The organism is Prauserella sediminis (assembly GCF_014195435.1).
GTDB classification, from domain to species: domain Bacteria; phylum Actinomycetota; class Actinomycetes; order Mycobacteriales; family Pseudonocardiaceae; genus Prauserella; species Prauserella salsuginis.
The window spans coordinates 3044353-3063398 of the sequence record NZ_JACIBS010000001.1; the positions used below are offsets into that span (position 1 = coordinate 3044353).

The 19046-nt window shown below is 69.5% G+C and carries 14 protein-coding genes; 8 read left to right on the plus strand and 6 right to left on the minus strand.

What is annotated here, in order from left to right; translation table 11 throughout:
* Nucleotides 1–137: 137 nt before the first annotated feature.
* Nucleotides 138–3491, plus strand: coding sequence for a glycoside hydrolase family 2 TIM barrel-domain containing protein (locus FB384_RS13890; protein ID WP_183783298.1), 3354 nt, complete (start codon nucleotides 138–140; stop codon nucleotides 3489–3491).
* A 145-nt stretch (nucleotides 3492–3636) separates the two neighbouring features.
* Here the strand turns inward: FB384_RS13890 and FB384_RS13895 are convergent, their stop codons facing one another.
* Nucleotides 3637–4545 carry a macro domain-containing protein gene (locus FB384_RS13895; RefSeq protein WP_183783300.1) on the minus strand — a complete coding sequence of 303 codons (909 nt, stop codon included), beginning with the start codon at nucleotides 4543–4545 and terminating at the stop codon, nucleotides 3637–3639.
* Nucleotides 4546–4579: 34 nt separating this feature from the next.
* The gene (locus tag FB384_RS13900; protein ID WP_183783302.1) at nucleotides 4580–6892 is read right to left on the minus strand and encodes a hypothetical protein; all 2313 of its coding nucleotides are present in this window, start codon (nucleotides 6890–6892) and stop codon (nucleotides 4580–4582) included.
* Between the two features lie 238 nt (nucleotides 6893–7130).
* Between FB384_RS13900 and FB384_RS13905 the strand changes: the two genes are divergently transcribed.
* Nucleotides 7131–7772, plus strand: a complete 642-nt coding sequence (locus tag FB384_RS13905; protein WP_183783304.1) for a dTMP kinase — start codon at nucleotides 7131–7133, stop codon at nucleotides 7770–7772.
* A gap of 164 nt (nucleotides 7773–7936) precedes the next feature.
* Here FB384_RS13905 and FB384_RS13910 read toward each other — a convergent pair whose 3' ends face one another.
* Nucleotides 7937–9424, minus strand: a complete 1488-nt coding sequence (locus tag FB384_RS13910) for an FAD-binding oxidoreductase (protein WP_183783306.1) — start codon at nucleotides 9422–9424, stop codon at nucleotides 7937–7939.
* Between the two features lie 63 nt (nucleotides 9425–9487).
* On the opposite strand from FB384_RS13910, the gene FB384_RS13915 reads away from it, so the two are divergent.
* Entirely contained in the window at nucleotides 9488–10525 is a 1038-nt protein-coding gene (locus FB384_RS13915; protein ID WP_221212731.1) for a helix-turn-helix transcriptional regulator, read from the plus strand.
* A 100-nt stretch (nucleotides 10526–10625) separates the two neighbouring features.
* Here the strand turns inward: FB384_RS13915 and FB384_RS13920 are convergent, their stop codons facing one another.
* From FB384_RS13920 to hxlA, 3 genes are all read right to left on the minus strand, one after another.
* Nucleotides 10626–11240 (minus strand): GPR1/FUN34/YaaH family transporter, encoded by a 615-nt coding sequence (locus FB384_RS13920; RefSeq protein WP_183783308.1) that lies wholly within the window; start codon nucleotides 11238–11240, stop codon nucleotides 10626–10628.
* A 214-nt stretch (nucleotides 11241–11454) separates the two neighbouring features.
* Complete coding sequence (locus FB384_RS13925) at nucleotides 11455–11742, minus strand: hypothetical protein (protein WP_183783310.1); 288 nt, start codon at nucleotides 11740–11742, stop codon at nucleotides 11455–11457.
* A 143-nt stretch (nucleotides 11743–11885) separates the two neighbouring features.
* Nucleotides 11886–12656, minus strand: coding sequence for a 3-hexulose-6-phosphate synthase (hxlA, locus tag FB384_RS13930; RefSeq protein ID WP_323985231.1), 771 nt, complete (start codon nucleotides 12654–12656; stop codon nucleotides 11886–11888).
* Between the two features lie 592 nt (nucleotides 12657–13248).
* Here hxlA and pqqB point away from each other — a divergent pair.
* The 5 genes from pqqB to pepN are packed head-to-tail and all read left to right on the plus strand — an operon-like array spanning nucleotide 13249 to nucleotide 18792.
* On the plus strand, nucleotides 13249–14148 hold the full coding sequence (gene pqqB / locus FB384_RS13935; RefSeq protein WP_183783312.1) for a pyrroloquinoline quinone biosynthesis protein PqqB: 900 nt from the start codon (nucleotides 13249–13251) through the stop codon (nucleotides 14146–14148).
* Nucleotides 14145–14837, plus strand: a complete 693-nt coding sequence (gene pqqC / locus FB384_RS13940) for a pyrroloquinoline-quinone synthase PqqC (RefSeq protein ID WP_183783314.1) — start codon at nucleotides 14145–14147, stop codon at nucleotides 14835–14837. The genes pqqB and pqqC overlap by 4 nt, the downstream gene beginning before the upstream one ends.
* Before the next feature lie 2 nt (nucleotides 14838–14839).
* On the plus strand, nucleotides 14840–15112 hold the full coding sequence (gene pqqD / locus FB384_RS13945; protein ID WP_183783316.1) for a pyrroloquinoline quinone biosynthesis peptide chaperone PqqD: 273 nt from the start codon (nucleotides 14840–14842) through the stop codon (nucleotides 15110–15112).
* The gene (pqqE, locus tag FB384_RS13950) at nucleotides 15109–16230 is read left to right on the plus strand and encodes a pyrroloquinoline quinone biosynthesis protein PqqE (protein ID WP_183783318.1); all 1122 of its coding nucleotides are present in this window, start codon (nucleotides 15109–15111) and stop codon (nucleotides 16228–16230) included. Before pqqD ends, pqqE begins: the two co-directional genes overlap by 4 nt.
* Before the next feature lie 3 nt (nucleotides 16231–16233).
* The gene (gene pepN / locus FB384_RS13955; protein ID WP_183783320.1) at nucleotides 16234–18792 is read left to right on the plus strand and encodes an aminopeptidase N; all 2559 of its coding nucleotides are present in this window, start codon (nucleotides 16234–16236) and stop codon (nucleotides 18790–18792) included.
* Nucleotides 18793–19046 lie beyond the last annotated feature (254 nt).

The following is a 19046-nucleotide window of genomic DNA, read 5'->3' on the forward strand; positions in this document are numbered from 1 at the left end:
GTTCGGTGTCCAACGCCGTCCGCAATCCGTATCAATCAACATCGCACACTTTCAATTGCTGTAACTGTGTGACTGTGTTGACTTCTGGGTGTTTCGGTTCCAAGGTGAAGATGATCGAGGAACGGAGTGGTTCACCGATGTCCCTGACCGGGCCGAGCAAGCGAGTCAACGACGATCAGCCGGCGGAGTCCGGCGCTTCCCGCGGGGTCAGCCGCCGCGGGATCCTGGGTGCGGGCGCTGCAGTGCTCGGCGGCCTGGCGGTGCCGGGCATGTCGGCCGCGTCGCTGCTGCCGTGTGCACCCGTTGCGGCCGCGCAGGAGGGCGGCCGCAACGACTATCCGGAGTGGAACAACAATCTCGAGCTGTTCGACGTCGGCTCGGAGCCGCCGCACACGACGCTCATGCCGTACGCCGGTCTGGACCAGGCGCTCGCGGCCGATCGCACGCAGTCGCCGTTCCGGCTCGACCTCGACGGTGAATGGCGCTTCCGGCACGCCGAGAACACGGACTCGCGCGACCCGGAGTTCTACCGACGGGGCGCAGGCGACCGTGGCTGGGACACGATCCCGGTACCGGCCAACTGGCAGCTGCACGGGTATGACTTCCCCATCTACACCAACATCACGTACCCGTGGTCGGGAGCCAACGGCAAGGGCGAGAACCCGGAGCCGCCGTTCGCGCCGACGAAGTTCAACCCGGTCGGACAGTACCGGCGGAGCTTCACGATGCCGCCGAACTGGCGCGGCCGCCGGACATTCCTGCACTTCGAGGGCGTCAAGTCGGCGTTCTACGTGTGGGTCAACGGTGAGCTGGTCGGGTACCGGGAGGACTCGTACACCTCGTCCGAGTTCGACGTGACACGGCTGGTCAAGCCCGGCCACAACGAGGTCGCGGTCGAGGTGTACCGCTTCTCCGACGGCGACTGGATGGAAGACCAGGACATGATCCGGCTGTCGGGCATCTTCCGGTCGGTCTACCTGTTCTCGACCCCGACCGTGCACGTGCGGGACTTTCGGGTCGACACGCCGCTGCGCGACGGCTACACGAACGCGGACTTGGCCGTCACGGCGAACGTCCGGGACTACACCGGCTCGGAGAAGGGCGCGTTCACGGTCGAGACGCAGCTCTACGACGACGGCGGGAATCCCGTGTGGAGCGAGCCGCTGCGGCAGTCGGCCGACTTCGGCGCCACACGGAAGGACGCCACACGGGAGGACACCGCACGCGAGGACGAGGTCGTCGCCCGTGGCAGCAAGCGGGTCCGTGCGCCGAAGTTGTGGTCGGCAGAGCATCCGAACCTCTACACCGCGGTGCTCGTCCTGCGCGGACCGGCCGGTGATGTGCTCGAGACACTGTCGACCCGGGTGGGTTTCCGCGAGTTCGCCATGGTCGACGGACTCATGCGTATCAACGGCCGGCCGATCACGATCAAGGGCGTCAACCGGCACGAGCTGCACCCGGACCGTGGTTCGGCGCTGACCCGCGAGGACATGGTCGCCGACATCCGCGTCATGAAGCGGATGAACGTCAACGCGGTGCGGACCTCGCACTATCCGAACGATCCGCTGTTCTACGAACTCGCCGACGAGTACGGCCTGTACGTCATGGACGAGACGAACCTCGAGACGCACGGCATCCGTGACGACTACCCGGGTTCGCATCCGGAGTGGACGAACGCGGTCGTGGCGAGGGCGAAGAACGTCGTGCACCGCGACAAGAACCACGCCAGCGTCATCATCTGGTCGCTCGGCAACGAGGCGGGTGGGGGCAGCAACTTCGTCGCCATGTACGACTGGATCCGCTCCTACGACGACATGCGGGTCATCCACTACGAGGGCGATGACCGTCCGGAGGTCAGTGACGTCCGCTCGGCAATGTACGAGAGTCCGTCCAGAGTGGAGGATCGGGCGGCCGAATCGGACACTCGCCCGTACGTGATGATCGAGTATGCGCACTCGATGGGGAACTCGACGGGCAACTTCCGCGAGTACTGGGACATCGTGCGGGCGCACGATGTGCTACAGGGCGGCTACATCTGGGACTTCGCCGACCAGTCGCTGCGCCGGTCGGTGCCGAACGGTCGGGGCACGTACTTCGCCTACGGCGGCGATTGGGGCGACGACCCCAACGACGGCAACTTCTGCGCCAACGGCGTCGTGACCGCCGATCGGGCCGCGGGCGGCAAGGCCGCGGAGGTCAAACACGTCTACCAGGACATTCTGCTGTCCGCCGACGATCCGAGCTCGGGCCGGGTTACGATCACCAACGAGCACCTGTTCACCGGCGTCAGCGCCTATGCGGGCACGTGGGAGGTGATCGCCGACGGCGAGGTCGTCGAGACCGGTGAGCTGACGCGCGAGCAGCTTTCGGTGCCGCCGTCGTCGAGCGCGACCATCACGGTGCCGTTCACGAAGCCGGCGAACCCGGCTCCAGGGGCGGAGTACTTCCTGCGGCTGTCGTTCACCACGCGCGAGGGCACCCGGTGGGCCGACGCCGGGTTCGAGGTCGCCAAGCACCAGTTCCCGATCGACGTCGGCAGTCCCGAGGTCGAGCCGGTTCCCCTCGATTCGGTGCCCGCGCTGGCTGTGGACGATTCCGGCGGCTCGGTGACGGTGACGGGCGAGGACTTCACGGTCGCGATCGCGCGGGACACGGGCGTGATCACGTCGTACGTCGCGAAGGGGCGAACGCTCGTCGAATCCGGTCCGGTGCCGAACTTCTGGCGGGGTTCGACGGACAACGACCTCGGCAACGACCAGCCGGATCGCAACGGGACGTGGCGGCACGCGGGTGCGCGGCGCACCGTGACGGACGTGTCGGTCGAACCGGTGCGGGACAAGGCGGTGGTCGTCACGGTCGAGGGCACGCTGCCGACGTCGACGGAGTCGACCTACACGACCGTGTACACGATCTTCGGCAATGCGGAGATCAAAGTGGACAACACGCTGCACCCGGGGTCGGCGGCGCTGCCGTACATCCCGGAGGTCGGCACGATCCTGCGGGTCCCTGCGGGCCTCGACACCATACGGTTCTACGGCCGCGGACCCGAGGAGAACCACTGGGACCGAAAATCGGCCTCGGAGGTGGGCGTGTACGACTCGACGGTCGACGAGCAGTGGACTCCGTACATCCGGCCGCAGGAGAACGGCAACAAGACCGACGTCCGCTGGCTGGCGCTGGTCGGTTCCGACGGGGCCGGTCTGCTGGCGACGGGGGAGTCCCTGCTGGAGATCAACGCCTCGCACGTCACGCCGGAGGACCTGTCCGGGGACGCACGGCACGACTACCAACTGGAGCCGCGGGACGAGGTCGTGCTGCGGTTGAATCACCGGCAGATGGGCGTGGGCGGCAACGACTCGTGGGGTCAGCAGCCGCTCGACGAGTACAAACTGTTCGCCGACACCGACTACGCGTACACCTACCGGCTGCGTCCGCTGCCGAATGTGGACGATGCGATGACGCTGTCGCGCAAGCCGACGGCGAACCCGTGACGGCGGTTCGCCGCGGGCGGAGCACGGTCGGCGGCGAGGACTCCGACTGAGGCGGCTTCGGGCGGGTGGGAGCGAGGATCGTCGTTCCCACCCGCCCGAACCGTTCGCGGGCCGTCGTGACTGCGGGGCAGGCGGCGTCCATGGGTCAGGCGGCGTCCGGCGGGTGGGGGTACCGCTGGTCGCCGATCTGCCACCCGGGCCCGCTGTCGAAGTATTCGGCGAATGAGACGGGGAGTTCGCGGGTACGTTCCACCGCGGCGAGCATGCCGTCGTACCAGCGCGCGTAGTCCGGACCGGACACTCGGCTGGCCAGCGCGGGTACCGCGGCCTCGAGCACGTTCGCGACCTCGGCGGGTGAGGTGGCCGCGGTGACCTCGGTTCCGTGGACGTTCGTTTCGTCGCCTGTCGAGTAGCTGAACCCCGCGGGGGAGCCCTCCGGCCACACGGACACGCGCCAGTACACACCGGAAGGGGCCATACCCGGCCTGATGCGTGCGTGTTGCGCGCCGCGTCGGTGCAGCACCCGAACCGCCTGCAGAATCCGCAGCGGGGTCAGGCACATGACCGCGAACCGCATCGACTCCCAGGCGTCGTCGTCGAAGGCGACGAGCCGGACGTCGGTCACGTCCGTGCGGGTGATGGCGACCGTGTACGCCGCGGTAAGTGCGGCCTCCCGCAGGGGCCAGCCGTAGGCGCCCGCGCTGACCAGCGGGAAGGCGACCGCGCGGGCGCCGAGTTCGTCGGCGACCTCGAGCGACCGGCGATAGCACGCCTCGAGCAGGCCGGGGTCGTGCTCACCGGCACGGAGATCGGGCCCGACGGTGTGGATCACCCACCGTGCGGGCAGTTGCCCGGCGGTGGTCCAGCCCGCGTCGCCCGTCGCGAGGCCGCCGGGAAACCGCTGGATGCAGTCGTCGAGCACGGCGCGCCCGCCCGCGCGGTGGATGGCACCGTCGACTCCGCCGCCACCTCGCATGCCGTTGTTGGCTGCGTCGACGACGGCGTCGACGTCCTGCTGCGTGATGTCACCGCGCACGGGCGTGATGCTCGGCATGCGGCCGATTCTCGCGCAGGCCCGGTGGGGGCACCTACGTGGTGCAGCGCGGTTTGCCGAGGATGTCGCCGAACAGTGACACCTGTTCGGCCAGGCCCGCGGACAGGTCGGCGTCCTCGAGGCCCGCCGCCATGACGACGGCGCGGTCCCATTCCGGATCGCCGATGTAGTCGGCGTGGTTGCGGACCCCCGCGGCCCAGCGCCTGCCGGCCACCGGCTCCCGCATCGGATCCGGCAGCCAGTGGTCGCCGCCAAGCACGAGTACGCCCGTCGGGCCCTGGACGGCCGGTTCGACCGCACCGATGCTGCCGTCGCCGCAGTAGCCGACACCGAGGAGCATGCCGCCCGCCACCTGGTGCCGCCACGTGGTCGCTCCACCGCCGAACGCGTCCGTGCCGCGACACAGTCCGCGCCACCGGCCGCCCAACTCTCCGTTGAGGCGGGCGAGCGACTCCGAAGGGAACATCGCAGGGAAAGCCCGCTGATACCCCCACTGCAGCGGGGCGCCCGCGGTCAGCACCCCGAGGCGCTCCCGGTCCTCGTCCGGCAGTTCGTCGGCCAGGCGTGCGGCCGCCAGCACCGTCAGCAGCCCGCCCACGTGATACCCGGCGAGGACCACCCTCGCGTTCGGCTCGTCCAGGTGTGTGCGCGCCCGCTCGGCCAGTTCCGGCACGACCTTCAGCGCGTAGGACGGCGGAACCACCGGATGGGCGGCTCGCGGCCAGAAGCACGCCAGGTCGGTGAACGCACCCAGGTGCCTGCTGCGCTGATCCCCGGTCGCCGCGGTGTAGACCGCGCGGAGCAGGCCTGCCGCGAGCCCGCCCAGGGCCAGCACACCGACCGCCGACAACGGCGCGAGCCATTCGGGCACCGGGCCCACGACGATCCGCAGCGTCACGAGCGCGACCGCGCCCGCACCCAGCGCGCACGCGAAGGTCAACACCAGCCGGTGCAGATACTTGCGCTCCCAGCCCGCGCGCGCCCACGCGGACGAAGCGTCCTCGTCGTCGGCCGCCGGAGCGTCCTCACCCTGTAGCAGCGTGACGATGTCGGGAACGCCGCGGCGCGCGCGGCGCAGCGCCGACCCGGCGACGGCCCAGATCGCGAGCAACCCCGCGATGACGAGTCCGCCGCCCCACAGCATCGTGATGAGGTCGTACCCCTCGGGCAGCTGTAGTCCGTTGGCGCCGAGCAGCTGCCGCAGTGCCACCGCGAGGCCCGCACCGAACCCGCCGCCGAGCAGGCCCGCCAGCGCGAGCGTGGGCGCCGCCGCCCAGCCGCCGGCCCACGGGCGGAGCCTGCGCGGCAGGTGTGCCCACTCGCGGCGCGCCAGCAGCACCGTCGGGACCAGCACCAGCGCGAACACCGAGCACGCGGCGAGCAGCGCGGCGCCGACGACTTCCACCGTGGCGTTCGTGCCGGGCAACGTCGCCGACAGCGGTGCGGCCACCACGGCGGCAGCCCCTGTCAGCGCGATGGCCACGACGAACAGCGTCGTCCGCACCGGCGCGGGCAGCAGCCGCCGCGCCGGGGTCACGCTCACCAGCAGCACCGAGCCCAGCAGGACGAGCGAGAGGATCCACAGCACGGCCCCGGCGGTGCCGGGCGGCATCGTCGACGGGCCGCCGAGCAGCAGCAGCGCCGTCACGCCGAGTGCTGCGACGACGTGCACGCAGCGCAGCGCGGCCGTGTCGGCGACGTCCGACAGCCCACCGCCCAGATGGTCGCGCAGCGGTTCGACATGCTGACTCGGCCGCCAGCTCGTCCGGGACACCCCGAAGAGCACGGCCGCGACCGCCAGCAGCGGCAGCAGCCCGGCCGCGGTGCGCAACCCCGGCACGTCGCCGAGCCACGACGGCGCCGCGTCGAGACAGCCCGAGCCCGCCGTGAGGCACTGTGCGGCGAACAGATCCAGCGTGACCACTCCGAGCTGCGCCACGAGCAGCATCGTCAGCAGTACCGCCGCCACCCGGAGCAGCCCGCGGCACACCCGGTTCAGCACCGCCGAGGCCCGCGAATCCTCCGGGACCGGCGGCAGCATCCAGTGCGCCACGTTGGCCAGTGAGAACGGGAACAGCAGCGCCCACGTCGCCTTCGCCGCGCCGCCGGAGGTCATCCGGTTCCACAGGTAGCCCTCGAGAGTGCGCGGCATCGACCGGCCCAGGGCCTGCAGCACGGGACCGGGCGCGGGCCTGCGCAGCCGGTCGGACGGGCGGACGATCCGCCCCGTGCCGTCGCCGTCGACATCGACGGTGTCGACGGAATCGAGCAGCGACTCGCCGGTCGTGCCGACCAGCCCGGGCACGCGAAGTTCGACGACCCGGGTGTCGGGGCCGGGGAGAGGCACGTGGCACGCCTCCTAGCTGGGTTGACGCTTGCTGTCATGGCCGAACTGCCACGGTAAACGCCGAACGCGAGTGTGAGCGTGCCGACTCTCCAGCGCGTCCGCCGGTTAGCCCACCTGGGTGGTGTGGTGGGTTGCCCGACCGCCGCCCCTCAGCGAGGCGCTTCGCGCCGCTGGCCCACCCGTCGCCCGACCGCCGCCCCCCACTGAGGCGCTTCGCGCCGCTGCCTAGTCTTGGGGCGTGGGTCGATTGGTGGTCATCGAAGGGCTGGACGGCGCGGGGAAGCGCACGCTGACCGACGCGTTGACGGCGGCGCTGCGCGACGCGGGCGCGAGCGTGGCCGCGACGGCCTTCCCCCGGTACGGCGTGAGCGTGCACGCCGACCTCGTCCGCGAAGCACTGCACGGCGACCACGGCGACCTGGGCGAGTCCGTCTACGGCATGGGCCTGCTGTACGCGCTCGACCGTCGCGGCGCCGCCGACGACATCCGTGCTCTGCTCGCCGACCACGACGTCGTACTGCTCGACCGGTACGTCGCCTCCAACGCCGCATACCAGGCCGCACGCCTGCGCGAAGGAGTCGACAGCGACGTCGTGCGCTGGGTCCGCGAGTTGGAGATCGACCGGTTCGGCCTGCCTGTGCCCGATGCGCACCTGCTGTTGCGGGTGGCCCCCGACGTCGCAGCCTCCCGTGCACGAGACCGGGCCGAGGCGGACACGGCGAGAGCCCGCGACGCGTTCGAAACCGACGACGACCTCCAGTCCCGCTGCTCGGCCGTCTACGACGAGCTGGCCGCGGTGAACTGGCTGTCGCCGTGGCACGTGGTCGACGGTGCCGACCGCGTCGACGCCGCCGACCTGGCGAAACGCCTCCTCGCCTGAACGGCTTCGGAGCCGCTGCCGGCAGCGGCTCCGCCATGTGAAGGCGGAGACGGAACCGGCGATTGCGAGGGGAAGATGTGGGCTCCCCGCCCGCCGGCCCGGCCACCACCCCTCAACGACACGCTGACGCGTGGCTGTGTTGATGCCGCGTGCCCTTGGGGCACTCACCGCGTCGGGAGGGTGTGGTTCGCCAGGACCGCGCCGCTGGGGTCGATCCGCTCCCGGAGCCGCACCAGCCGGTCCGCGGTCGCGGGGGTGAACGCCGAACGCACCTCGTCCGGCGTCGACGGGCCGAAGGAGAACGACAGGTTCGCGCCGAGCGTCTCCGATGCGAACGGCGTCAGCACATCGGCGTGCAGCGCCGCCACCTCGGCGTCGGTGGCCTCCGACGTCGGCGCGACGGGGGAGAGCACGGACACGAGGTAGTTCGCTTCGCGGTGCCCGATGGCTCCCGCCACCCGCGGTGACCGCGCGAACGCGCCGCCGAGATGCCGCAGACCGGCCACGCACATCACCGGCGCCGCAGGTCCCACCGCCGCGGGCAACCGGGCGAGCGCGCCGGGATCCAGCGACCGCAGCATCGCGGCCCGCGACCGATAGGCGTGGGGTTGGTCGGGTTCGTCGAAGATCGCACCGGAATCCGAGAACGGCCGGGTGCACAGCGTGTCCCGCAGGACAGGTACCGCCTCACGCAGCCGCTCGACACTGCGCATCCCTTCGATACCGCGCAGCTCGTCGCCACCGCGCGCTCCCGTTCCACTGCGCAGCCCTTCCGCACCGCCCGTTGCCACGCAGATCTGCAGCTGCGCGACGTGACGTCCGCGCAGGGCCGCAGGCACTCCGGGCACGTCGGGGAAGACGAGCATGGCAACGCCGGATGTGACCTCGTTCGGAACCGACGTGGTCCACCGGCGCCAGCGTTCGAGGACATCACCCGCCGCGGCCACGTCGACGTACAGACTGCCGCCGTAGACCTCGGAGACCTCCACGAGGTCGATCTCCATCGCCGTGACGACGCCGCCACCGGCTCCGCCGCCGCGCAACGCCCAGAACAGCTCGCGTTCGAGCGCGCTCTCCGACGTCGACGTCACCCGGCGGAGCGCCCCGTCGGGGGTCACCACCTCCAAGGCGCGCACGTGATCGGCGGCGTAGCCGTAGCGCCGTCCCAGCAGTCCCACGCCGCCGCCGAGCGTGTACGGGACCGCGCCGACGCGCGGGGAGCTGCCCGACAACGGTGCGAGGCCGTGCGGGGTCACCACGTCGAGTACGTGCTGCCACGTCGCGCCGCCTTCGACCCTTGCGGTGCGCCCGGCGGGGTCGACCTCGACCCGCGTCAGCCCGCGCAGGTCGACCAGCACCCCGCCGTCGAGCGCTGTCGTCAGGCCGTGTCCGCTGACCTGGGCGGATACGTGCAGCCCGTGGGCGGCCGCGTGGTTCACGGCGGCGCGCACGTCCGCGGTCGACCGGGCCGACACGACACAACCGGGCCGATGCACGGTGGCGCGCTGGTAGCCGGCGCATGCGGCCTCGAACCCGTCGTCGCCGGGCAGCCGGAGGGCGCCGTCGAGGTCGGGGAAGGCGGTGCCGGAAGGGGCGGTGCCGGAGGAGGCGGTGTCGTAGGAGGAACTGGTCGAGTCGGTCGTGTTCGTCATGACGGCGACCGTAGAGACGCTCGAGGACACAACTTGTCCTCGAGCCGTGGCAGTGTGGTCGGCATGTCCGTTCGTCAGGAGATGCCCGGCAGACTGCTGCGGCTGCTGGCCCTGTTGCAGAGCAGGCGCGAATGGCCGGGAGGGGAACTCGCCGAGCGGGTCGGCGTGACCACGCGAACGCTGCGCCGCGACATCGACCGGCTGCGCGCGCTCGACTACCCGGTGGAGAGCACGGGCGGTACCGGCGGTGGCTACCGGCTGGGCCGGGGCGGCAGACTCCCGCCGCTGGTGCTGGACGACGACGAGGCGGTCGCCGTCGGCGTGGCGCTCGCCGCGGCCGCATCCGTGACCCCGGACCTCGGCGAGAGCGCGACGCGGGCACTGGCCAAGCTCGGGCAGGTGCTGCCCGCGCGCCTGCGGCCGCGCCTGGCGGCCGCGGGTTCGATCGTGGCGGCACCGCCGCGCGGCGTACCCGCCGACGACCTGCCCGACGGGGCCCACGCGGACGGACCGGCTCGCGACGCAGACGCCGGGCTCCCAGGCGTCGACCCCGACCGGCTCGCGCTGCTCGCGGCCGCGTGCCGGGACGCCGAGGTCGTGTCACTGCGGTACGTGAGCAAGGGCCGCGACACCGCTCGCCGGGTCGAACCGCACCGCCTCGTCCTCGCCGAAGGGCGTTGGTACCTGTCGGCCCACGACCTCGTGCGTGACGCTGCACGGATCTTCCGGCTCGACCGGATGCACGATGTCGCGGCCACGGGGCGGCGGTTCGCGCTGCGGCCGCAGCCCGAGGATGCCGTGGCGCAGCTGAGGGAGTCGTTCGCCGCGGCGACGTACCGCCACACCGCGCACGTGACGATCGAGCTGCCCGAATCCGAGGCCCGCCGGTGGGTACCCGCGCTGCCGGGGGAGGTGGTGGCCGAAGGGCCTGACCGGTGCCGGGCCCGGATCTCTGCGGACTCGGCCCCACTCGTCGTGCAGTACACGGCCCTGCTCACCGCGGTGGCCGCGGCCCGCGGTGCCGCGGTGACCGTCGACGCCGAGGCCGCCGTCGCCGAACCGCTCCGCAGCCTGGGCACCACGCTGACGGCCATTCCGTGACGGTTGGCCGCCAGGGGTCGGTGGCTGTGTGCATGAGCCGACGCCGGGTGGGCAGCGCCTGTGCGGCCGCCCATCCGGCGTCGGGTCCCCTCGGATCGGTTCAGCTCAGCACCGGGCGACCCAGCGGCAGGGGCTTGCCGCCCGTCGCGGTGGAGAGCGCACCGATGAACAGATAGATCCCGAGTCCGGCGAACACGAACGCCACGTAACCGGCCGTCGTGATCGCGGCGGGCTGTCCGGCCACCGTGCCGTACAACACGAGTGCGAGCGCGACGGTGATCAACGCGAATAACAGCGTGAACGCTGCGGGCAGCCGCAGGGTGCCCAGCGTCAGCACGCCGATCGTCACGACCCAGGCCACCAGGAACAGACCCTGGGTGGCGATCGCCGCGTCGTCGGAGATGCCGAACCAGCCGTGGGTCAGGCCGAGCACGAGTGCCGCGTAGCTGAACCAGAATCCACTGAACACGCCGAACACCGCGGCGACGGCACCCTGGCCCAGGGCCACCGCCCACAGCGCGGCGACGAACTGGCCGACGCCGGTGGCGGGCACGATGATCGCCATCGAGGCGCCGACCGCGTCGGCCGGAACGTACCCGGTCTGCACCAGGGCGAGTGCGAGCGCGCCGACGATGAAGGTGGGCAGACCGATCAGGGCTGGGTCGCTTTCGGGCACGGCTCGGGCCGGTGCCTCGTTGGCAACTTCAGTGGCCATCGTTACTCCTCTTTGAGCTGCGAATGATCCTCGACTGCGGTCCGTACGGCGACCGTCTGGGATCGGTCGCCATGGGCGGGAGCCGGCATCGTTGGAATGCCCCGGAGAATTCGGTCACCGTGGTCACGCCGAGATCGTCGTAGGCCCGATGCCGAGCCTGCCGCCCTTCGGGACGGTCGGCGGTACTGCGGGCCGGGAGAACCGCGCCTGCCTGCTATGCGGCCTTCGGCCAGAGCGGAGACAGTTCAGGATGGTCATTGTCGATCACGCGATGTGCCAAGGCGATCGCCTCTTCGGGATCAACCTGATCGCCCGCGGGGTCACTGTGGGCGACACATTCGAAGAGGTACGCCAGTCCGTCGGCCTCCACAGCGGACAGACAGGTTTCGCGTTGCGCTTCCACGTAACGCATCCGCAGTACTGTTGCGGCCTGCAGCAGCAACGAGCAGTACGTATCGGGTGCGCCGCCTTCGAGCCGAACTCGTGATTCTGTGCCTTTCACGCCGACTCCTTTGTCTGGTCGCGTTGATCTGGTCGCGGCTACGGGTACGGCTCACCGCGCCGCCGAACGATGCATCACCGTCGTTCGGCGGCGGGTGGGTGGATGTCGGGTTGTGGTGCCCGGGGGCACGTGGGTGTGGTGGGTCAGGCGTTGGCGCGCTTGCGGAGTTCGCGGGCGGCCGCGCCCGGGTCCGGGGCGTTGTAGATCGCCCCACCGGCCACCGCCACCGTGGCACCGGCCTCACGCACCGAACCGATCGTGTCCGGACCCACACCACCAGCGATCGAGAACGGCACCCCGGCCTCACGACCATCAGCCAACAACGTCTCGATCGAATACCCCGGCCGCGCCTGCTCGTCCAGACCCGCATGGATCTCCACGAACGACACCCCCATCTTGGCCACCTCACGGATCCGATCCACCCGGCCCTGCACCACCGTGATCATGTCCGCCACCACACTCTTGCCGTACTTGAGGCCCGCAGCCACCGCACCCCGCACCGTGTCGTCATCAGCCGTGCCCATCACCGTCACCAGATCCGCACCGGCCTCGAACGCCAACCCGGCCTCCAACTCACCCGCATCCGCAGTCTTCAAATCCGCGAACACCAACTTGTCCGGATGCGCCGCCTTCACCGCACTCACCGCACCGATACCCGCCGACTTCACCAACGGCGTACCCAACTCCAAAATGTCCACATGCTCAGACACCTGATACGCCAACGTCAACGCCGACGGCAAATCCACAACATCCAACGCCACCTGCAACCGCACAACAAACTCCTCACCGAAGAAACACAAAAACCGGACCCGCCAACAATCACCCACCACCCCGAAAAACAGCAACAACCAGCACATAAAAAACCCCAACCCCCCAATACACACAACCAATAACCGTTCTGATTCCGTTGACACGGTCGCTCGGAACAGACTGGAACCCGCGTCCGATGGCGGCGTGTGGTACTGCCGGGTACCGGCGGGTGCGGTCGATGTGTTTCGGCCGCACCCGCCTCCCGTGCCGGGTCGTGCGGACCACTTCGTGACGGTTCCCGCTGCCGGTACATCGTCGACGCGCTCGGGACGGCCGCTCGGGCCGTTGTTGTTCCGTTCGAATAGATGCTGGTCAACGGGTCGCGAAACGGCCGAGTGTCGGGGTCTCCGCCTCCGGCGCCGCCGCCGTGATCGCTCCACCTGCCGGCGCGGCCCGTCCGTGACGGCCTGCCCACCGTTCGTCAGCGATTCGTCTCCGGTCATGCCTGATCCGTTGCCAGGCCGGGCCAGGAGGAAGAAGCTGGGAGACGACAAGCCGAGCGCAGTGCGACGATTCCGGATGATCGCCCTGCCTCGACCCTCCGCCGGCGAAGACGCCTGCATTCTGCGGCCATCGTCGGTGGTCGAATGCGAGGGAGGACGCCATGAACCGACACGCTTCCGAATCAGCTGACACCGGGGCTCTTGTTCCGACCCGCCATCGTCGCCGCCGTCTGTGAAGGATTGTTCTCGCGTCGTGTTTATTCATTGTCTCGGAGCTGCGGCAGGCGGAGGTTATCCGCAATGGAACTGTGCCTGCGAAGGGTGCCGCAAGGCGCGCGCCAAGCCTGAACTCGCGACGAAACACGCCGGGATCGCGGTGTCCGGCGACGGCGACCGGTGGTTTCTGCTCAACGCGACACCGGACGTCCATCATCAGATAGCGGCGGATCCGGCGTTGCACCCTGGCCCCGGAGTGCGGGACACCCCGGTGGCCGGTGTGCTGCTTACCGACGCGGAATTCGATCACACCATCGGCCTCCTGATGCTGCGCGAGGGGTCGTCGTTGACGGTGTACGGCACCTATCCCGTGCTGGAGGCGTTGCGCGGGAACTTCCCGATCAGGGAGCTGCTCGGCGATTACGCCGAGCTGTCCTGGTCGCTGGTCGGCATCGGCGAGCCGATCGCACTGGACGATCGGCTCCGTGCCACCGCCTTCGTGACCGGCTCCAAGGCGCCCCGGTACGTCGGGGAATCGCCGTCGCGCGGCCCGTCGGACTGGGAGGTGGGCTACCGGTTGGAGGACACCGTGACGGGCGGGACCGCCGTCTACGCGCCGACGCTGCCTCGGTGGGACGAGAGCTTCGCCGAGGAGGTCGAGTCGGCTGACTGCGTCTTCGTGGACGGCACGTTCTGGACCGACGACGAGATGTCCTGCCGGGGCGCGGGCGGCAGGACGGGGCGCTCCATGGGGCACATGCCGGTGAGCGGGGACGACGGGTCGGCTCGCAGACTGGCGGCCCTGTCCGCACGGCGGAAGATCTACACCCACATCAACAACACGAACCCGGTTCTCGACGAGGATTCGACAGAGCGGCGCTGGCTGACGGACCTGGGTATCGAGGTCGGTCGAGCAGGCCTGGAGGTGGAAGTATGAAGGCTCGATCGGCTGAGGAATTCGAGGCGGAGCTACGCGCGATCGGGGAGCAGCGGTATCACCATCTGCACCCCTTCAACGAACGCATGCATGGGGGCACTCTGTCCGAAGAGGAGTTTCGAGGGTGGGTGCGAAACCGTTTCTACTACCAGGTGAACCTACCGGTGAAGGATGCGTTCATCCTGACCAAGTTGCCGGGCCGGGACGACCGGCGGCGGTGGATCCAGCGCATCATCGACCACGACGGCCGCACCGGCGACGAGGGCGGGATCGAGAAGTGGATCCGGCTCGGCGAAGCCGTCGGCCTGGCCAGGCAGGAACTGCTCGACGGTGAATCGGTGCTGCCCGGCGTGCGATTCGCCGTGGACGCCTACGTGGATTTCTGCCGCCGGAAGCCGTGGCTGGAGTCCGTGGCGTCGGCGTTGACCGAACTGTTCGCGCCCGACCTGCTCAGCAAGCGGATCTCCGACGTGGAGCGGCACTATCCGTGGATCGCGTCGGACGGCTTGGAGTACTTCCGGGCACGGCTCACCCAGCAGCCCAAGGACATCGCGCACCTGCTCGAGCTGGTGATCGAGAACGCGACGTCGAGGGAGCAGCAGGACGCCTGCATGCGAGCACTCGAGTTCAAGTGCGACGTGCTGTGGAGTCTGCTGGACGCCGTACAACTCGAGTACAGCAAGAGCTGATCATGGACGAGAGCGAACTGACGGACAAACCTCGGCTGGCCAGCAAGGCGATGCTCAGACACGACAACGTCCGCGACGTGGAGCTGTTGCTGCTGCCGGAGCGAGTCGTGCTCCTGAACAAGTCCGGGGCGGCGATCCTCGGACTCTGCGATGGCAACCGGACCGTGCAGCAGGTGGTGGAGCAGCTCGAGCAGGATTTCGAGGCGACCGACCTGTTGAACGACGTCATGACTTTCCTCAAGGACGCACGAGGACGAGGCTGGGTGGTCACATGACCGGGATACCGCAACCGTTCGGCCTGCTGGCCGAGGTTACGCACCAGTGCCCGCTGCACTGTGTCTATTGTTCGAACCCCGTGGAGTTGTTCGAACGAAGCGACGAGCTCACCACCGACGACTGGCTGCGGGCGATCAGGCAGGCGGCCGAGCTCGGCGTGCTGCAGGTCCACTTCTCCGGAGGAGAGCCTCTCGTGCGCGGCGACCTGGAGACACTGGTCGCCGAGTGTCGCGGGCTCGGGCTGTACACGAATCTGATCACGAGCGGCCTCGGGCTCACCGAGCGCCGTGCCGAGTCGCTCGTCTCGGCGGGGCTCAACAGTGCACAGCTGAGCATCCAGGGTGATACGGCCGAGTCGACGAACCTCGTCGCGGCGAGCAAACGGTTCGACAAGAAGGAGGCCGCCGCGCGCATCATCCGCGATGCCGGACTGCCGCTGAACATGAACGTGGTCCTGCACCGGGTGAACCTCGACCGGCTGGACGCGATCATCGATGTCTGTGTGTCGTGGGGCGCCGAGCGACTCGAGCTCGCGAACACCCAGTACTACGGCTGGGCGCTGCGTAACCGTGAGCTGCTGCTGCCGAGCAAGACCCAGCTGGACGAGGCGGTCGCCGTGTACGAGCGCAGGAAGGCCGAACTCGCGGAGCGGATGGAGCTTCTCTGGATCCTGCCGGACTACTACGAGCCCTACCCGAAGCCGTGCATGGGCGGGTGGGCGCAGACGGCGTTGACCGTCGCGCCGGACGGGCGCGTGTATCCGTGTCCCGTGGCCGAGGAGATCACCACGATGGAGTTCGCCTCGGTCCGCGACCATGATCTGAAGTGGATCTGGGCGGAGTCTCCCGCGTTTCAGGCGTTCCGGGGAACTGACTGGATGCCCGACCCGTGCCGTAGCTGCTCCAGGAAGGAACTGGACTTCGGTGGCTGCCGGTGCCAGGCCTTCGCTCTGACCGGTGATGCCGGACGTACTGATCCGGTGTGCATCCATTCGTCCGACCATCACCTGGTGCAGGACGCGCTCGACCGCGCCAACGGTGGCGACGGTGCGGATCCGGATACGGACCGGGAACAGCTGGTCTATCGTAGGCCGACCGTGTCGGCACGGAGGTCGTGAAGCATGGGAGGCGATGCCGACACCGCTGCCGGTGTCGCGGCGAGGAGTGCGCTGACGCATGACGAAGCCGTGGCGCGTTCGGCCGTGATTTCCGATGTGCACTACGCAGTCGAGCTCGACCTCACCGTGGGCGACCGGACATTCGCGACAACGACGGTCGTCGGCTTCCACTCGAGCTCCGGGGGCGCGCGGCTCGAGCTCGATTTCACCGGTGAGGTCGAGTCGGTCGACTGCAACGGCCACCGATCCGGCCCGGACGCCCACGACGGCCGGCGCGTCCGGCTGGACGTGCGCGAAGGCTGGAACTCGGTACGCGTGTCCGGTTCCGCGTCCTATTCGCACACGGGTGAGGGCCTGCATCGTTTCCGGGACCCGCTCGACGGTAACGTCTACGTGCACACGAAGTTCGAGCCGTTCGCGGCGCACACCGTGTTCGCGTGCTTCGATCAGCCCGATCTGAAGGCGACGGTCGACCTGACGCTCACGGTCGACCCGTCCTGGGTGGTCGTCTCCAACACCGACCCCGTGGAGTCGCCGACGGTGGAAGGCGGCGACCGGTCGACGTGGCGGTTCGAACGTACGCCGCCGTTGCCGACCTACCTGGTGGCGTTTGCTGCGGGTCCGTTCCGGGTGCTGCGTTCCCGGCATCGTGACGTGCCCCTGGCGTTGTACGCGCGCCCCTCGCTCTACGACGAACTCACCGTCGAAGCACCCGAGGTGTTCGACGTGATCCGCCGTGGCCTCGACTTCTACGGCGGGCTGTTCGATCTGCCGTACCAGTTCGCCAAGTACGACCACGTCTTTGCGCCGGAGTATGCGTTCGGCGGAATGGAGCACCCGGGCTGTGTGACGCTCAACGAGCGGTTCCTGTTCCGGAACCGGGTCACCGAGGACGCGAGACGACGGCGGGCCTCGCTCCTGACGCACGAGATGGCGCACATGTGGTTCGGCGACTACGTGACGATGCGCTGGTGGGACGACCTGTGGCTGAACGAGGCGTTCGCGACGATGCTCGCGGTCGTCGCCCAGCCGGAAGCGACGGCGTACGGTGAGGGTTGGACCTCGTTCGCGCACCACGACATGCCGTTGGCACGCCGCGCCGACCAACTTCCCACCAGGCACGCGATTCGGGTCGGCACCGCCGACACCGACGCGGCGCGGTCGAACTTCGGCCCGATCGTCTATCGGCGAGGCGCGGCGGTGCTCCGCGACCTCGCCGAACGGGTCGGATGGGAGAACTTTGTCGTGGGGATGCGGGCGTACTTACAGACGCACGCGTGGGGTAATGCCGGCCTCGATGACTTCGTGGCGGCGCTGCGGCGGGTGTCGAACGAGGATCTCGACCGGTGGGTGGACGAATGGCTGTTGCGTCCCGGCGTCAACACGGTCGAAGTGTGCCGCGGTGACGGCGGCGACCGGGTGGTGCAGCAGTCGGACCCGGGTGTCGATCCGCGTCATCTGACGCTCCGGGTCGCCGCGTTCGACTATCGGGACGCCGCATTGGTGCCGCGGACGCCCGTGCACGTATCGCTCGGTCCTCCCGAATGCGAGCACGTTCTGGCGGAGTTCGACGGCCCGGCACCGGACCTGCTGCTGCCGAACGCCGATGCCGTGAGTCATGTGAAGACCAGATTGGACTCTCGCTCGCGACGCGCGGCGCTCCGTAGTCTGTCCGCAGTGGACGATCCGCGAGCACGCGCGGTCATGTGGGGAGCGTTGTGGGACGAGGTCCAGGACGCCCTCCTGTCGGCGCGGAGTTACGCCTCGGCCGTTCTCGCGCACGGAACGCGGGAGACCGACGTCGGTATCCTCGAGGCTCTCCTGGAACGGGCGTCGCGCGCGCTACGGGTGTACGGGGACCCGGCCACCGGGCGGGACACGCTCGAGGTGCTGGCGCGCAGCCTGCGGGAACACCTGGTGTGTGCCGCCGGAGGGAGCGACCGCCAGTTGGCGTTCGCCCGGGCCCTGGTGGGTGTCGTTCGGTCTGACGATCACGGCCTCCTCGGCGACATCGTGTGTGGCCGGCCCCCGTGGGCTGGCCTGGAGGCCGATCGGGATCTGCGGTGGCGGGCGTTGCTCCGGCTCGCCGAGACCGGAGGCGACATCGACGACCTGGTCGACATCGCGATGGAGGCCGACCCCGGTGACTACGGTCGCCGGAACGCCTTGACGGCAGAGGCGGCATGGCCCTCACCCGCCGCCAAGGAAAAGGCATGGACACGATTGTTCAGCGGGGACCACTCGCTGGCGGAGCGGCAGGCGATCATGGCAGGGCTACGGCAGCCGGGACAGGAAACGTTGCTCACGCCGTTCGCGGATCGCTACTGGCAGGCTCTTGAATACATGGCCGGCACCGCCGAGACCGAGTTCCTGTCGGCATTCGCACGCGCGCTGTATCCCTGCTTCACCGACATCGAGCAGTCCGTGCTCGACGAAACGGACCGGTTTCTCGCACGCAAGCCGCTTCCGGAGAGCGTACTGAAGGTTGTCCGGGAGGAACGTGCCGAGCTGCTCACCATCCGGGCGGCGCGCGCGTGCGACGCGGCGGACGCACAGGACTGACCGGAACCCGGTCGGACGGCGTAAGTCCGATCCGATCGGACGGAACGTCTACCCGGCCGGGTTGCGTGGCCGGGAACCGGTGCGGCGACCGCTCGGGTGATTCGACGTTCTCGAAGGGGATTCCTGTTGTCGCACACTCTCGTGCAGGCGGCCGGCCGTTGGCGACCGGTGTGCGACGAGCGGAATCAGGCCGAGGACGAATGGCTGCGTCGCGGTGACGGAGGGAAGCACACGGCCGTGCTCCCCTTGCTTCG

Excerpts from the sequence above, each read along its gene's own strand:
- FB384_RS13890 (WP_183783298.1), top strand. The coding sequence starts at position 138 with ATGTCCCTGACCGGGCCGAGCAAGCGAGTCAACGACGATCAGCCGGCG.
- FB384_RS13895 (WP_183783300.1), bottom strand. The coding sequence starts at position 4,545 with ATGCCGAGCATCACGCCCGTGCGCGGTGACATCACGCAGCAGGACGTC.
- FB384_RS13910 (WP_183783306.1), bottom strand. The coding sequence starts at position 9,424 with ATGACGAACACGACCGACTCGACCAGTTCCTCCTACGACACCGCCTCC.
- FB384_RS13915 (WP_221212731.1), top strand. The coding sequence starts at position 9,488 with ATGTCCGTTCGTCAGGAGATGCCCGGCAGACTGCTGCGGCTGCTGGCC.
- FB384_RS13920 (WP_183783308.1), bottom strand. The coding sequence starts at position 11,240 with ATGGCCACTGAAGTTGCCAACGAGGCACCGGCCCGAGCCGTGCCCGAA.
- pqqC (WP_183783314.1), top strand. The coding sequence starts at position 14,145 with ATGAAGGCTCGATCGGCTGAGGAATTCGAGGCGGAGCTACGCGCGATC.
- pqqD (WP_183783316.1), top strand. The coding sequence starts at position 14,840 with ATGGACGAGAGCGAACTGACGGACAAACCTCGGCTGGCCAGCAAGGCG.
- pqqE (WP_183783318.1), top strand. The coding sequence starts at position 15,109 with ATGACCGGGATACCGCAACCGTTCGGCCTGCTGGCCGAGGTTACGCAC.
- pepN (WP_183783320.1), top strand. The coding sequence starts at position 16,234 with ATGGGAGGCGATGCCGACACCGCTGCCGGTGTCGCGGCGAGGAGTGCG.